Here is a 16,298-nt window from a genome sequence, read left to right on the forward strand (position 1 = left end):
CGGGATATCTGATTACTCGCTTTTCTTTTTATACAGTGCAATCATCAAACCGAGTAAAATGCCTATCTCATTAATGTAGGTATTTTCAAAAGCTCCACGGACAATAAATAGTCCAATAAATCCAGCTAATAGAATAATGCCAGCCTGCTTTATTATACCACTGTTACGGGCAGTAATATGGCTACCAGTATACAGCGCGGAGACGGTCATCAGTAAGGTTGTGATTAGACCGATTATTCCACCTGCAAACCAAAATGCCAGAAAGATATTGTGGGGGCCGATGGAGGTACGAAATATCCAATCTGGATAATCAGCAACTCGTTCATTGTAAACCTTATGGTAGACTTTATTGCCATAACCATAGCCTTTAATTGGGTTCTCTATAATCAAATCAAGAGCAGCCCCTTGTGTGCCATTTTTATAACGATGGCTGCTATCAGTTTGAGTAAGCTTCCAAAATAGTAATTTAGTATTTTCATTAGCTATTATCGTAGTGTGAGAAAGGACAACTGAAAAGCTAAGGATTAAACTCGCCATTATGGTCAGCTTCCATTCCCGATTAATAATGATAATAAAGACAGTGATAACAGCAACAGCTACCCAAGCACCACGGGCCAGAGTACCTAATAGCAAAAACAAGCTTATCGCGGAAGCAACGGCCAATATCAACCAACTCGTTAAGGTATGTTTTTTCCACAACGCCCAGGTGCAGAGTAAGATAGGGAAATAGAAAATAAAACCATAAGAAAATTCCCGGTGGTCGAAGTTGGTAAAAGGCATTTCACCCTTACTATAGTTAATAAGATATTTACCAATATCAGTCAGGCATATTGCCAACATCCCAATAGTAAATGAATATAAAATCATTTTGGCAATACTTTCTTTATTCTCTTTGTACAATACAATAGGAAAAGTAAAACTGAACAGTAACAGCCCATTTAGGATGGGCTTATTCATCTCTTGAAAGCTCAATGCGGGATCGACTGAAATCGCCACTGAATAGAACATTGCTAAGGTGAATAACAGAATAGACAGGAACAATGAATTGCGCATGGAACGCATCACTTGACGAAAATCCGTGGCCAGATAGGTCAGTGCTGTAATGCCAATCAAGATTATAACCAAATTTTTATATCTTGTTATATCAGGCAGATAAACAAGGGCTATATAAATCCCAATGATGGATAAGTTCCATAATGATTTTTTGTTGCGATTTTTAATGTCAAATATATTCATCAATCTGTTTTCATTCCTGTTGAGTTTGGTTGGAAATGATACACGAAAATATTATCTTAATCTGCTGAGATGTAATAGAGTTGAAACAATATACATAATACAGGAGTTATCATCATGCCAGAACTACCAGAGGTAGAAACCAGCCGGAGAGGAATAGAACCACATCTGGTAGGAAACGTAATTCAGTATGCGGTGGTCAGAAATGGGCGGTTGCGCTGGCCAGTTGCGGAAGAAATTATGAAACTGAGTGACCGGCTTGTACTCAGTGTTCAACGACGGGCTAAATATTTACTGATTGAGTTGGCAGAGGGTTGGATTATTATCCATTTAGGTATGTCGGGTAGTTTGCGGATCTTGTTGGAGGAACGCCCTGCGGAGAAACATGATCATGTGGATTTAGTTATGGCTGATGGCAAGGTTTTGCGTTATACCGACCCCAGACGATTTGGTGCGTGGCTATGGAGTAATGATCTTAATCAGTGCTCAGTATTGACGCATTTGGGGCCTGAGCCACTTACTGATGGCTTTAATGGCGCTTATCTTTACGCTCAATCAAGAAATAAAAAAACGTTGATTAAGCCTTGGCTAATGGATAACAAGCTAGTTGTAGGGGTTGGGAATATCTATGCAAATGAAGCGTTGTTTACTGCCCGTATTCAGCCTGAGCGCCCGGCACATACGTTAACTGAGTGTGAGGTGTATTTACTGGTAGAAACGATTAAAAAGGTTCTGCAACGATCTATTGAGCAGGGGGGAACGACACTTAGGGATTTCCTGCAATCTGACGGTAAACCGGGCTATTTTGCTCAGGAACTGTTTGTTTATGGCAGGACAGGAGAGTCGTGTCGGATTTGTGGTGGAAAGATAGAAAGTATTAAGCTTGGGCAGCGTAGCACTTTCTTTTGCCGTCATTGCCAGCATTAATTTATGCTGGATATCGGGGTGAAGCGTAGAGATAGGGAATCTCCTTGCTAACCCCGATAATTTCAGAAAATTATTTACCTAATTTTTTTAGCATTGCCTGTGCAACAGGTTCTGGTAAGAATGATGAAATATCGCCATCGTGACGGGCGACATCTTTAATCAAGGATGAAGATACAAATGAGAGATTTTGCGATGGTAGCAAAAAGACACTCTCCAATTCAGGCATAAAGTGGTGGTTCATATTGGCGAGCTGCCATTCATACTCAAAATCAGACACTGAGCGAAGACCTCGGATAAGAATATTGGCTTGCTGCTTCTTTGCGAAATTAGCCATCAATTCACAAAAACCCACCACTTCCACATTATCTAGGTGTGAGGTCACTTCTTTCGCCATAGCAACGCGTTCATCCAGAGTAAACACAGGATTCTTTCTGGCACTATTGGCAATAGCAAACAGAATGTGGTCGAACATACCCGCAGCACGGGTAACGATATCGATGTGCCCGTAGGTAACAGGATCGAATGTTCCGGGATAAATGGCTTTGGTTTTCATCAATTTTACCCTTGTTGCTGTCTCTTTTCCCACAACGCGACATACTTATTAAACGTATATTGAGCGTTAACGATAGCCAGTATTAATCCCTGTTTACCATCAAGAAAGCCAGCCCGCAACAGCCAGGTTTTAAAGAAAGCGCCGAAAGTATGGCTGAAAATAGAAAAATAACTGCACAGCTTACCTTGTTCATGACGTTGTTTTGCCCATGCTTTAGCGTAATTCAGCTGTTTTCCCTGAAATTCCATCAGATCACGGCAAGTAAGATGAAGTAAATCTCCTTTCAAAATAACAACTGGGGCTCTATGGGTTTCAAGCGATTCATGAACCTGATTATCATTGTATTGATAACGATCACGGGCATAGAGACGAAGGACTCTATCGGGATACCAGCCACTGTGTTTCATAAAGCGGCCAAGAAATAAATTCCGGCGGGCGCAACTGTAGACTTTGTTATTATCAGCATGGGTCAGAACTTGTTCTATAGATGCTCTCAGTTCTGGTGTTACACGCTCGTCTGTATCGATCATAAAAATATAATCACCAGAAGCATATTGCTGGGCTAGCTGGCGCTGGCGACCAAATCCCGGCCATTCTGTATTAGAAAATATTTTTGCGCCCATTGTCTGTGCTATCTGGCAGGTGTCGTCTGAACTGCCAGAATCAAGCACGATGATTTCATCAGCCCAACTGACTGAGGCCAGACAATCTGTGATCAGATCCGCTGAATTCTTGGTAATCATCACAACGGAAAGACGTTTTCTCTTACTCATTCAGTGGCTCCGTGGGGGGAGATAGGGTTCCAGCAATTTAAGCAGACGTTGAAGAGTACCCTGATTCTCATGCAATACTTCTGCTGCGTGGCGTCCATAGTACAAGCGATAATCTTCATCAGTCAGCAAGCTATTGATTTCGGTGAACAGAGATTGGCTGTTAGTCACGGTAATCAGGCCATTAGCTTGATCTAATTTGGCGCAGATAGCTTTAAAGTTAAAGGTATGGGGACCCATTAACACTGGAATGGCATGGGCTGCGGCTTCTAGCGGGTTATGTCCGCCACGTTCAACCAAGCTGCCACCAACAAAAGCCAGATCAGCAATACCATAGAGCAGCATCAGTTCACCCATAGAATCGCCGATAACAACCTGGATATTGGCTTCGGGAATTTTTCCTGAACTGCGAAGAATATAACTTAATCCGGCTTTCTTTGTTAACTCTTCAGCTTTAGTAAAACGCTCCGGATGGCGTGGTACGAGGATCAGCAGCAGATTTGGGTATTGTTTTAATAACTTGCAATGAGCATCCAGAATAATGCTTTCTTCTCCATCGTGGGTACTGGTAGCTATCCAGACAGGACGGCGGGCAGCCCATTGGCGTCGTAATGTCACTGCTTTAGCCGCCAGTTCCGGCGTTACTGAAATATCGAATTTCAAGCTGCCGGTGATAGCCAACTGAGAGCGTTTCAAACCTAATTCAGTAAAACGGTCGCCATCTTCCTGATTTTGAGCCGCAATTAAGGTAATTTTGTGCAAAATTGTTTTTACGAAATGGCCTATTTTTTGGTATCCCATTGCAGAACGTGCAGATAAACGGGCATTGGCAATCACTAGAGGAATGTTACGTCGATGAAGCTGGAAGATCAGATTAGGCCAAAGCTCTGTTTCCATAATGATAACTAACTTCGGGTTAACTTGGTTGAGAAAGCGCTCCATGGAACCGGGAAGATCGTACGGCAAATAGACGTGATTAACATCATTTCCCAAAGCAGACAGTACTCTCTCTGAACCCGTGGGCGTCATCGTAGTCACGGTAATTGGTAAGAAGGGGTAGTGATGACGCAAAGCTCTGACCAAAGGGATTGCAGCCAACGTCTCACCAACGGAAACTGAATGAAGCAGGATGCCCCCAGCGGCAACTTTACCTGCACAGAAACCGTAACGTTCACCCCAGCGCTTGCGGTAAGCAGGGGCCTTGCGGCTGCGAAGTAATAAACGCAACCAAATCAGAGGTTGGATGAGGTAGAGAAGTACCTGATATAAACGCAATAACATTCTATCAAATTCATTTATATAAATTAGCGCCAATAGTATCACACTGCTTCAAGGAAAGTGTGAAAATGCATATCTGTATGAGATAGATACGGTTGAGGTCTTAAAAGCTGCGTTTATCTATCAGTGACATATATTGTTGTAGTATATGGTCACTATCAAACTTTTTATACATATCTTCAGTAATTACAGGGGGATGATTATAGATCAATTGCATTTTTTCAGCTAACGAGTCAGGCGTGAGCTGAGATAAATATTGTGTTAATTCACCCGTCATAATCTCACTGACACCACCGGGGCATATAGTGCTGACAATTGGTGTGTGACAGATTAATGCTTCAATCAGAACCGTTGGCAAGCCTTCACTATCTGAACTGATAACGACGGCTTTTGCTTCACGAATAATAGGTAGAGGATTAGCGTGAAAGCCAGCTAAGATAACTTTATTGGTAAGATTAAGCTCACTGATTTTCTGTTTAATCTCTGATTCAGCTTGTTCTTCCCCTTGACCAACGATCAGTAACTTACAGGGAAGTTCAGCTTTAGCAAAAGCTTCCAGAAGACGGTCATGGCGTTTAACTACATGAAAACGACCAACATGTAGCAAATATTCTATTCCATGGTAAGGATTGTCTTGATTTGCTTTTTCTTTGATTTCTTTAAAATCAAATGGATTGTAAATAGTTAGTATTTCTGCTGGTTGCAGAGAAATATTTGTTTTTAAATCATCACCTACTGCATCAGAGACACAAACAAGCTGCCTATTTTTATAGGTTTTTTTAATTTTTTCTTTTTTTATCCAGTAAGCAAGCCCGCGCTTATTACCAAGGTAAGATTGAGAAAAGATACCGTGAATGCAATGCCAGATATTACAATCAGCCAGGACTTTTGATTTAACAACAATTCTGTCAGTTTTGTGCAGATTAGAGATTACAAGAGCTGGTTTACTTTTTTCTTGGAAAAGTTTCTGTAAAACTTTGTCCATAGATTTAGCTCTGCGATTAAGCTCATTGAGTCTTCTTAAGGGGCCTTGGTAATGATCAGTATCGACAAGGTAATTAATCCCGTCAGGGATGGTATAAGCCAGTCTGGTGTCGAGTGAAAGGATGGAGATTTGATAACCAGATTGATGTAATCCATTGGCGAGCCTGAGTGTGACGTTTTCTGCGCCCCCACCAGGTAATCCATCGATAATAAAAAGGATATGTTCTTTCACTGTGCCAATACTCGTTGATAAAGATGAATAAGTTGCTGTGATAAATTTTCGGGTGTTGAATTCAGAATTCGGTTTCTTGCTTCGGATGACATTTTGCTACCCAAAATGTCATCCGGTATACATTGAATCGCTTCTGTGAGTTTACTAATGTCAAGAGCGTCACAAATAAAACCATTTTTTTCTTGAATGACAAATTCGGAACCGCCACAAGTCGTACTGGTGATAACCGGTAAACCGCAGGCCATCGCTTCAAGAATGACATTTGGAAATGGATCGTACAATGTTGGCAGTAATAAAGCGTCTGCCATCTGGTAAAAAGGAAGAGTTTGTTTTTGTAATCCCATAAAACGGATTCGTTCGTTGCACCCTAAGGAATTTGCCAGTGCTAAATATTTTTTTTGCTCTTTATCTTTGCCGATAACTAACAAATAATTACCCGTTCTTGCAATAGCTTTAATTGCGGCGGCTAATCCTTTCCGTTCAAACCCAGAACCAACGTAAATTAAGCATTTGGTATTGAGTGGAATGTGATTTTTTTTCCGCAGTTGTAACCGAGTTTGCTCGTTTGCAGGGTAAAATTTTTTGTGATCGATGGCGTTATAGATGACAGAAATCTTATCTTCGGTAAGGTTAAAATCTTCTATCAATTCTTTTTTGATCATTTCAGCATTACAAATGACTTTTTTGAGTTCAGGTGCTGAATACATCTCTTTTTCTGCATTCATAACATAACGATGATAGCGATCGTTCAACAACCACTTCGCTCGCCATTTGGGTAAAATTTTTGCCCGTTGCAACAACCAGCGGCGATGAACCCCATCACCTGCCCGGTAAATATCACAGCCAGCAATCCTTTCATGGCTTTGGACTAAATCAAATTTTTCTTGTTGCCAGAGAGAACGAGCGGCTTTGGCGAAGCCTCTTTCTCGGCTAATTCGGCCTAATTTAATCGGATTGCATAAGTGGAGATGCCAGTTTGGGTTAGTTTCTCCTTGCCAGGATCGAGTTATAACATTCAGCTCTAATTGCTGATTACTCAAAGCCTCCAGTGCCCTTGAAACGAAGCGTTCGGCTCCTCCATCGGGGCGATATTTCTGACGAATGATAGCCAGACGCAGATGTTTCATAAGAGGAGCCTCCTTGCTGAAGAAATAACAGCTTCTGTTGGGATCAAGTTCAGGTACCGTTTCTGGGTATTGGTATCAATATCATCAGGGTCGGGCAGTCTACCATAATTTCCAGCCCAAATAACCTCACCAATCGCTTGCCATGGTCGCCAAAATGTTAGTTTGGATGGACCAAAGAGTGCAATACAAGGAGTGCTTAAAGCGGCTGCCATATGTATAGGAACAGAATCAACGCCGATCAGTAGCTGGGCATGGTCAATGAGTGCAGCTAATTGGGGTAAAGTTAATTGTCCGGCTAGAGATATTATGTTTTTATCGAAACAATACGATAATATATTATTTATCATTGCTATCTCTTGTTCATCTGGGCCTGATGTTAAGATAACTTGCCTGCCGTCATTTTTTAATGATGTTATTATTTCTGCCATTTTCTTTTCGTCCCAGCATTTAAAAAACCATCGGGACGTCGGCTGAATAACAATATATTTTTGCCCAATAGAGTGTTGAGCCAAAGTTTCTTTTACCCAGATTAAGTCTTTTTCACTGTAATTCATCTTCACATTAATCATAAATGAGGATAAATTCAGAGGATTCAGAATGGAAAGATTTTGCTCTACAGTATGCATTGAATGGTGTTGCTCTGTATTAATGACTTTAGTATAGCAGAGATACCATTTCCAGTTCTGCCGTTTGGGATAATCGAAACCTAAACGAATTGGTGCGCCGGTGAATAAAGTGATAAATGCACTTCGCCATTGGTCTGCCAGATTCAAAACTAAATCATAATGACGTTTTCGTAATTTTTTAAGTAACTGCCATTCATAACTGAGATGTGATTTCGCTCCCAATTTTTTCCATTTTCGGTCAATGGCAAAAATATGGGAGATATCGGGAGAATTTTCTAACATTGGCTGAGTTTCTTGATAAAGCAAAATATCGATTTCGGCTTCTGGATAATGATTTTTTAATGTGCTAATTACTGGAGTGATTAATAGCATATCTCCATGATGTTGGAGTTTTATCACTAGAATTCGTTGAAAATTGCCAGTTTTATTTGCCATTATATTTATTCTACAAATTATCAATATAATAATCTTAATAGAGGGGCATGGGGGGCGCTACTCTCTATTCCTGTTTAAGTAAATAATGCGATCCAGTTCCAGAATTAAATGAAGCATACATAAAATTACCACTTAATGATAAGTTAATTGCGCTATGGTACTGACCTGCGTACTATAAAGCCACAAATTTGGTTATGTTTTAGGCATGATTCTGATGATTTTACCAGCATTTATTATCACTATTGATACTGAAGGTGATGACTTGTGGCGAAACCACAGTCAGATTTCGACAGAGAATACGCATTATTTGCCAAGATTTCAGGATCTATGCGAACGTTTTGGTTTTAAACCTGTTTGGCTAACGAACTATGAGATGGCAATGGATGACTTATACATCGACTTTGCTAAAGATGTGATTGTCAGAGGTCAGGGTGAAATTGGCATGCATTTACATGCCTGGAATAGTCCACCGCTGGTTCCTCTTACCGACGATGATATGCGCTATAAGCCTTATTTGATTGAGTTTCCGAAAGAGCAAATCAGAGCGAAGGTTCATCTGATGACTAACCTATTAGAAGATAAATTACAAACTAAAATGTTAAGTCATCGGGCAGGACGCTGGGCATTTAATGAATATTATGCGGAGTTGTTAGTGGAATATGGTTATCAAGTCGACTGTTCTGTAACGCCAAAAGTTAATTGGAGCTTCACAAAAGGCGATCCTAATGGCAATGGTGGAACTGATTATGGTCACTTTCCATCTTATGCCTATTTTATGGATTTACAGGATATTTCTAAGCGAGGAGAATCTTCTTTGCTAGAGGTACCAATGAGTATTCAATATAAGCATCCACCGTTGATGAATTTCCTTAAGCAGAAATATGATAGCTTACGTGGCAAACAGCGTTCTCCATCTGTTAACTGGTTGCGGCCAAAAGGGGGTAATCTGGAACAAATGAAAAAAGTTGTTCAGCAAACATTGGCAGAAGGTAGTGATTATATTGAGTTTATGCTGCATTCCTCTGAATTTATGCCAGGTGGTAGCCCGATATTTAAAGATGAGGAACAAATTGAGCGTCTTTATCAGGATTTAGAGGGATTATTTAACTATCTAAAACCACAGGTTCAAGGAATGACATTGGCTGAGTATTACCAATTAAAGAAGCCATCATGGTTAAGAGGATAAAATTAACATGATTAAAGATGCTAAGGTTTGATGCAGATAACACGGACTTAAATCAGAGTTTATTTCATTAAGAAATGAAGTTCTTATGCAATATAACTTATTTACTATACCCAATAGATTTCAAATTGCAGCGCGGTGGCAAGTGAACGCATCCCCGGGAGCATAGATAACGATGTGACTGGGGTAAGTGAAAGCAGCAACTTGAAAGATGAAGGATATATAACTGTATTAATAGAGGAATATGGTTTAAAAATGATTCAAGTCTTTAATTGGGAACAGATTTTCTTAACATTTGAATATGAGAATAGATAGATAGTATGAGAATAGATAGTATGAGAGAGCATTTGCTGCAAATTACTTACTTTCAGTTAATTATTAAAAATCAGGCGCCTACCAGAAACGCCTTAGACTCGCGGTAATCAGCCAATACTTTTCTGAAGATGAGCTAACACCTTCGATGGAGTAATACTTTTGATATCTCCATCTTCTGCTTTCAAAGACATCTGTTCCTTGCCATAGCCCCCAATCAGGCCCGGATCTGTCGGGCCAAACAACGTAATATTAGGGCGATCCAGTGCTGCAGTGAGGTGACTCAGACCGGTATCAACAGAAACAACAGCTTTTGCACCAGCCAGTTCCTGTGCTATTTGCGCTAAAGTCAGTTTTGGCAGTACCTCCACGTGGGGGAAACATTCTGCCAGTCTCAGTGCACGTTGATACTCATGTTCTGCTCCCCAGGGGAGTTTAATTCGCATACCTGTTGGCTGAATTTCAGTAATAAGTTGGCGCCAGTGACTTTCTGGCCAGTGTTTTTCGTCGCGGGTAGTAGCATGGAGAAAAACCAGATAATCGTTTGGGTTTTCCGGTTGCTGCTTTAAAAAATGGCGAGCAATGCCATAATCACCTTGTTTTGTCGGTTTGCTATAACCAAGGCTGACTGCAAATAATTCCCGGATACGCTCTACGGCGTGTTGTTGCTTGCCGACTGAATGACGGAAATCATAAAAGAAGCTTGCCAACGGTTCTCGGATACTTTTACGGTCGTAACCATGTCTGGGGCCATGAGCTAATCGAGTGACTAGAAATGCGCTTTTCAATAACCCTTGAGCATCAATAACGGCATCATAGTGATTTAATTTTAGTGTTTCTTTAAATAAACGGCGTTCTGTACAGGTTTCTTTACTAAACCAGCTTTTACGCCAGCGGCGAATAGCAACAGGAATAATTTGATCAACTGCACTGTGCCAACCCGGGATTTGTGCAAAGCCTTCTTCCACCACCCAATCAAAACGAACATCAGGCAGGTTTTTTTCTGCATCGGTAAGTGCAGGGAGAGAGTGGAGTACGTCTCCCATGGAAGAAGTTTTAACCAGTAAAACCCGCATTAATCCTGATTCTCCGTTTTTAATAATTTTTCCAGAGAAGCCATCACCTGCTCTGGCTGGATATCGATAAGACTTTGATGATAGCCATGTGCACTGTCACCTTTTCTGATCTTGTGATAACCAGTAATCAGACGGATAACTTCTGCTTTATCAGATAATGGTGGGGTAAAATCTGGACTGCTTGGGCCATAAAGTGCAACGAGAGGGCGATTAAGTGCTGCGGCAACATGCATCAAACCGGAATCGTTAGTCACAACAGCATCACAAGCAGCGATAATATTGACTGCTTGTTCAAGAGATGTTTGTCCGGCAAGATTGATACAGTATTCACGGGCTTCTTCCGTCAGTGACTTGCGGATATCTTCTCCACCTTCGTGATCCTTAGTAGAGCCAAACAGCAGAATTTGATATCCCTTTTGCGTAATAAGCTGTTGAGCTAATGCAGCGTAATGATAGTGTGGCCAACGTTTCGCCGGACCAAACTCTGCACCGGGGCAGAAACCGATAATCGGTCGGTGATCAGAAATGTTGAATGCTGCGGTAGATTCTGCGATATCTTCATCAGTGACATCCAGCTGAGGCCACAGTAAGGGGTGAGGGAGATCCGTTGCACTGCTTATCTGCTTTGCATCATAGGCTAATGCGACATAGCGATGGACCATTAACGGAAAAGCTTCTTTATTCAGTATACGAATATCATTGAGCAATCCATATCTCATTTCACCACGCCAGCCGGTACGCAGAGGAATATTGGCGAAGAAAGGAACTAACGCAGATTTAAAAGAGTTTGGTAGCACATAAGCGCGATCATATTTATGTTCACGTAGTACAACACCAAGCCGACGACGTTCACCTAATGCCAGTGCACCATGGCCTAATGGCATTGCTAATGCCTGATTGATCTCCGGCATTTTTGCCAGCAGTGGGCGGCACCAGGCTGGAGCCATAACATCAATTTCTGCATTAGGGTACAAAGCCTTTAATGTTCGGTAAAGGCTTTGTGACATCATCATGTCACCCACCCACGAAGGGCCGATCACCAATATTTTCATAGCGAATAGATTACTTATCCTGATTGAGCCAATGCATATATTCCGTCACTCCTTCGGCAACTGTCTTGAATGGCTTGTCATAACCAGCTGCACGGAGTTTAGTTAGATCTGCTTGAGTGAAGCTTTGATAACGGCCTTTCAAATGCTCAGGAAAATCAATATGTTCAACGGTCGGCGATTTATCTTTATGAAATTCAACAACTGCATCTGCAACCGCTTGGAAAGATTCAGCGCGACCAGTCCCACAGTTATAGATACCAGAAACACCGTTTTTCCAGAACCACAGGTTAACGGCAGCGGCATCACCAACATAAATAAAGTCACGTTGAAAGTTTTCACTGCCGACGAATAATTTCGGGTTTTGTCCCTGATTGATTTGATTGTTCAGATGGAATGCAACACTGGCCATACTGCCTTTGTGACCTTCGCGTGGTCCATACACATTGAAATAACGGAAACCACAAATCTGTGAATCAGTATGAGGCAAAAGCTCCCGGACATACTGGTCGAACAGAAATTTAGAGTAACCATAAACATTAAGTGGTTTCTCATATTGACGCTCTTCAATAAAGTTATCACTACGGCCACCATAGGTTGCTGCTGAAGAGGCGTACAAGAAAGGAATTTTACGATCGAGACAATAATGCAATAACTCCTTTGAATATTGATAGTTATTATCCATCATATATTTGCCATCCCACTCGGTTGTGGATGAACAAGCGCCTTCATGGAAAATAGCGTCAATATCACCTAAATCATCATCGGCTAGGATACTAACAATAAACTCTTCCTTATCCATGTAATCAGCAATATCCCGGTCAGCCAGATTAGCGAACTTAGTACCATCTTTTAAATTATCTACGACCAGAATATCTTTATATCCTTCGTCATTCAGTGCCTTGACAATATTGCTGCCAATAAATCCAGCACCGCCAGTAACAACGATCATCGGACTCACCTCTATCAATAGGGTTAAATGAAGCAAACGGCTCCTATAATAACATCTAACACTTTTGAGGACAGTAGCTTAAGCAGGGGGATATACTGAAATAATATGGTAATTCAGTTTGCATGACGTGACGTGTACAGCAAAGTTAATATTATCTGCCTGGTAGTGTCGTCAGTAGCCTGATCAATCAGTAAAATACGTCATTACTTTTTATTTAATCAGGAGAGAATCAATGTCAGCATCATTTTACCAGCAAATTAATGAACAATTAGAACAAGCTCACTCTGAAGGGCTATTCAAAAATGAACGTATCATCACTTCTGCACAGAGTGCTGACATTGCTGTTGCTGATGGTAGCCACGTTATTAACTTCTGTGCAAATAACTACTTAGGTTTGGCTAATCATCTTGATCTGATTGCTGCGGCTAAAGCGGGAATGGATAGCCATGGTTTTGGCATGGCATCTGTTCGCTTTATTTGCGGGACTCAGGATACCCATAAAGAGCTGGAACAGAAACTGGCAGAATTCTTGGGCATGGAAGATGCTATTCTTTATTCTTCTTGTTTTGATGCTAACGGTGGTTTATTTGAAACCCTATTTGGGCCGGAAGATGCCATTATCTCTGATGCTCTAAACCATGCTTCTATTATTGATGGTGTCCGTTTATGCAAAGCGAAGCGTTATCGCTATGCTAATAATGATATGCAGGAACTGAGAGCACAACTGGAGAAAGCAAAAGCAGATAATGCCCGCCATATTGTGATTGCAACAGATGGTGTGTTTTCGATGGACGGCGTAATTGCTGACTTGAAATCTATCTGTGATCTGGCTGATGAATTTGGTGCTATGGTCATGGTGGATGATTCCCATGCTGTTGGTTTTGTTGGTGCTCATGGTCGCGGCACGCACGAATATTGTGACGTAATGGATCGTATTGACATCATTACCGGTACATTAGGTAAAGCGTTGGGAGGTGCTTCTGGTGGCTATACTGCGGCACGTAAAGAAGTTGTTGAATGGTTGCGTCAGCGTTCACGCCCATATTTGTTCTCTAATTCACTGGCACCGGCAATTGTCGCGGCATCTATTAAAGTGCTGGATATGCTAAAAGAGGGTGATGCGTTACGTGATCGTCTGTGGAAGAACGCAAATCTGTTCCGTGAAAAAATGACCGCGGCAGGTTTCACTTTGGCCGGTGCTGACCACGCGATTATCCCTGTCATGTTAGGTGATGCAAAATTGGCACAGGAATTTGCCGCAGAATTACTGGAAGAAGGCATTTATGTTACAGGTTTCTTCTATCCGGTAGTCCCTAAAAATCAGGCCCGTATCCGCACTCAAATGTCAGCGGCACATACGGAAGAACAAATTGAACGTGCAGTTGTAGCGTTCACGCGAATTGGTAAGCAATTAAAAGTAATTGCATAAGGTATCTCTATGAAAGCATTGTCAAAGTTAAAGGCAGAAGAAGGTATCTGGATGACAGATGTGCCCGAGCCAGAGCTGGGGCACAATGATGTGATGATAAAAATCCGTAAAACTGCGATTTGTGGCACGGATGTACACATCTATAACTGGGATGACTGGTCGCAAAAAACAATTCCTGTACCGATGGTTGTCGGTCATGAATATGTTGGTGAAGTTGTTGCAATTGGTCAGGAAGTGAAAGGTTTTAAAATTGGTGATCGTGTATCTGGTGAAGGGCACATCACTTGTGGTCATTGCCGTAACTGTCGTGGTGGCCGTACTCACTTATGCCGTAATACGGTTGGTGTAGGGGTAAACCGCCCAGGCTCTTTTGCTCAATATCTGGTTATTCCTGCATTTAATGCATTCAAAATCCCGGATAACATCTCTGATGAACTGGCTTCTATCTTTGACCCATTTGGCAATGCTGTTCATACCGCGCTTTCGTTTGATCTCGTTGGCGAAGATGTGTTGGTTTCCGGTGCAGGGCCAATTGGTATTATGGCTGCGGCAGTGTGTAAGCATGTTGGTGCACGTCATGTTGTTATTACAGACGTTAACGAATATCGCCTTGAGTTGGCACGTAAAATGGGTGTTACTCGTGCGGTGAATGTCAGTAAAGAAAATCTGACCGATGTCATGGCAGAGTTGGGCATGACCGAAGGTTTTGATGTTGGTTTGGAAATGTCTGGTGCGCCCGCAGCATTTCGTACCTTATTGAATACCATGAATCACGGTGGTCGAGTCGCACTGTTGGGTATTCCACCATCAGATATGGCAATTGACTGGAATCAGGTGATTTTCAAGGGCTTGTTTATTAAAGGCATTTATGGCCGTGAAATGTTTGAGACTTGGTACAAAATGGCGGCATTGATTCAATCTGGCTTGGATCTGACACCCATTATCACTCACCGATTCTCTATTGATGACTTCCAAAAAGGCTTTGATGTCATGTGTTCAGGACAGTCTGGTAAAGTTATTCTGAACTGGGATTAATCAATAAGTTATCACTAAGATTAACAGGCGCTTTCAGTTCTTGAGCGTCTGTTCCTTTATGAGTCAATTCGACATTGTATGCGGGCAGAACTGATCGTGAGATGTGATCAGGTTGTAGTTGAGAGGCATTGGCGATATTGCAATACTGCCATTGGATGAATTATCTCATTCTGCCTTGTAGGATAATTTTTTATTCTTCTTACTGAGATTTATCTTTAGCCAATTTTTGGATATGTTGGTTCACCGTATTCACAATAAGGTTATCAACCAGAGTATCGCCAATGATTGCCAGATAGTCTTTGCTGGTAACGGGATCTGATGCCTCTTTTATTTCACACTGCTTGCCCCATTTATGCTGATTACCACCAGCAGGTGTACCACTTAACAGCATGCTTGGGCTGACTAATTCAATATCAGCGGGAAGTGTTGGCAGCATCTTTTGTAATGCACGAATGGTTGTTGGGTGAGGATGGCCGATAGCAATAGCGGAGCCATTCTTACGGGCAATAGAAATTGCTCGGTTTAACTGGTAGCGGGTTTCCGCCTCTGATTGTACATCGTCTAGAAAAACATTACGGCGGATAACACGGACAGGTGTACCTTTTGCTGCCTTTGTTGCTTGTGTGTTCCCAATCGTCACACTATCGAGAAAATAGAGATGATAGCGGGACAGTGAGTGCATAACTTTCTGCATTCCCGGCAAGCTTGAAGTCATGGCGCTGCCCATATGGTTATTCATTCCTACAGCATAAGGGACCTTTTGTATTGCGTGCTGGATGATACGGTCAATTTCTTCACTGCTCATTGTTGGCTGGAGTGTATCTGGTTCTAACAATTGTTTACTGAGCGGTGCCATTGGCAGATGAATTAAGATTTCTCGTCTTTGCTTATGTGCTTTTTCTGCCATTTCCCTGCCATGTGGGGAATCTGGCAGAATGGCGATAGAAATCGCAACAGGCATCTGCAATATTTTGCTTTCATTATGAGGACGGTAGCCAAAGTCATCAATAACAATGGCCAGACGAGAGGCATTGACTTGCAGACTCAAAAATAACAGAGCGATAGCAATGAATTTTGTGAACCAAAGTTGTCTCATC

General features: G+C 41.7%; 15 protein-coding genes. 4 read left to right on the forward strand and 11 right to left on the reverse strand.

The window, feature by feature from the left end; genetic code table 11:
* Nucleotides 1-12 precede the first annotated feature (12 nt).
* The gene (gene rfaL, locus C5469_RS07440) at nt 13-1,236 is read right to left on the reverse strand and encodes an O-antigen ligase RfaL (RefSeq protein WP_242689411.1); all 1,224 of its coding nucleotides are present in this window, start codon (nt 1,234-1,236) and stop codon (nt 13-15) included.
* 114 nt (nt 1,237-1,350) lie between these two features.
* Between rfaL and mutM the strand changes: the two genes are divergently transcribed.
* Entirely contained in the window at nt 1,351-2,160 is an 810-nt protein-coding gene (gene mutM, locus C5469_RS07445; RefSeq protein WP_166304452.1) for a bifunctional DNA-formamidopyrimidine glycosylase/DNA-(apurinic or apyrimidinic site) lyase, read from the forward strand.
* Between the two features lie 70 nt (nt 2,161-2,230).
* Here the strand turns inward: mutM and coaD are convergent, their stop codons facing one another.
* From coaD to rfaQ, 6 genes are all read right to left on the reverse strand, one after another.
* A complete protein-coding gene (gene coaD / locus C5469_RS07450; protein WP_166304455.1) occupies nt 2,231-2,713 on the reverse strand; it encodes a pantetheine-phosphate adenylyltransferase in 483 nt (160 codons plus the stop codon).
* A 5-nt stretch (nt 2,714-2,718) separates the two neighbouring features.
* Nucleotides 2,719-3,486, reverse strand: coding sequence for a glycosyltransferase family 2 protein (locus C5469_RS07455; protein ID WP_166304458.1), 768 nt, complete (start codon nt 3,484-3,486; stop codon nt 2,719-2,721).
* Nucleotides 3,487-4,764, reverse strand: a complete 1,278-nt coding sequence (gene waaA, locus C5469_RS07460; RefSeq protein ID WP_166304461.1) for a lipid IV(A) 3-deoxy-D-manno-octulosonic acid transferase — start codon at nt 4,762-4,764, stop codon at nt 3,487-3,489.
* Nucleotides 4,765-4,864: 100 nt separating this feature from the next.
* Entirely contained in the window at nt 4,865-5,977 is a 1,113-nt protein-coding gene (locus tag C5469_RS07465) for a glycosyltransferase (RefSeq protein ID WP_166304464.1), read from the reverse strand.
* The gene (locus tag C5469_RS07470; RefSeq protein WP_166304467.1) at nt 5,974-7,104 is read right to left on the reverse strand and encodes a glycosyltransferase family 4 protein; all 1,131 of its coding nucleotides are present in this window, start codon (nt 7,102-7,104) and stop codon (nt 5,974-5,976) included. Before C5469_RS07470 ends, C5469_RS07465 begins: the two co-directional genes overlap by 4 nt.
* The gene (rfaQ, locus tag C5469_RS07475; protein ID WP_166304470.1) at nt 7,101-8,165 is read right to left on the reverse strand and encodes a putative lipopolysaccharide heptosyltransferase III; all 1,065 of its coding nucleotides are present in this window, start codon (nt 8,163-8,165) and stop codon (nt 7,101-7,103) included. The genes C5469_RS07470 and rfaQ overlap by 4 nt, the downstream gene beginning before the upstream one ends.
* 214 nt (nt 8,166-8,379) lie before the next feature.
* Here rfaQ and C5469_RS07480 point away from each other — a divergent pair, with 214 nt between their 5' ends.
* A complete protein-coding gene (locus tag C5469_RS07480) occupies nt 8,380-9,351 on the forward strand; it encodes a polysaccharide deacetylase family protein (RefSeq protein ID WP_166304472.1) in 972 nt (323 codons plus the stop codon).
* A 419-nt stretch (nt 9,352-9,770) separates the two neighbouring features.
* On the opposite strand, the gene rfaC is transcribed toward C5469_RS07480, so the two are convergent.
* Genes rfaC through rfaD form a run of 3 tightly spaced genes read right to left on the reverse strand, consistent with a single transcriptional unit; the run spans nt 9,771 to nt 12,737 of the window.
* Entirely contained in the window at nt 9,771-10,736 is a 966-nt protein-coding gene (rfaC, locus tag C5469_RS07485; RefSeq protein WP_166304475.1) for a lipopolysaccharide heptosyltransferase RfaC, read from the reverse strand.
* Nucleotides 10,736-11,788: an ADP-heptose--LPS heptosyltransferase RfaF gene (gene rfaF / locus C5469_RS07490; protein WP_166304478.1), complete on the reverse strand. Its 1,053-nt coding sequence runs from the start codon at nt 11,786-11,788 to the stop codon at nt 10,736-10,738. The genes rfaC and rfaF overlap by 1 nt, the downstream gene beginning before the upstream one ends.
* A 10-nt stretch (nt 11,789-11,798) precedes the next feature.
* Nucleotides 11,799-12,737, reverse strand: a complete 939-nt coding sequence (gene rfaD, locus C5469_RS07495; protein ID WP_166304481.1) for an ADP-glyceromanno-heptose 6-epimerase — start codon at nt 12,735-12,737, stop codon at nt 11,799-11,801.
* 232 nt (nt 12,738-12,969) lie between these two features.
* On the opposite strand from rfaD, the gene kbl reads away from it, so the two are divergent.
* Both kbl and tdh read left to right on the forward strand, forming a co-directional pair.
* On the forward strand, nt 12,970-14,166 hold the full coding sequence (kbl, locus tag C5469_RS07500) for a glycine C-acetyltransferase (RefSeq protein WP_166304484.1): 1,197 nt from the start codon (nt 12,970-12,972) through the stop codon (nt 14,164-14,166).
* A gap of 9 nt (nt 14,167-14,175) precedes the next feature.
* On the forward strand, nt 14,176-15,201 hold the full coding sequence (gene tdh, locus C5469_RS07505) for an L-threonine 3-dehydrogenase (RefSeq protein ID WP_166304486.1): 1,026 nt from the start codon (nt 14,176-14,178) through the stop codon (nt 15,199-15,201).
* 199 nt (nt 15,202-15,400) lie between these two features.
* Here tdh and C5469_RS07510 read toward each other — a convergent pair whose 3' ends face one another.
* Nucleotides 15,401-16,297, reverse strand: coding sequence for a divergent polysaccharide deacetylase family protein (locus C5469_RS07510; protein ID WP_166304489.1), 897 nt, complete (start codon nt 16,295-16,297; stop codon nt 15,401-15,403).
* Nucleotide 16,298: the final 1 nt, after the last annotated feature.

The sequence above is a fragment of the Photorhabdus cinerea genome, assembly GCF_011189575.1.
In the GTDB taxonomy this organism is placed as follows: domain Bacteria; phylum Pseudomonadota; class Gammaproteobacteria; order Enterobacterales; family Enterobacteriaceae; genus Photorhabdus; species Photorhabdus cinerea.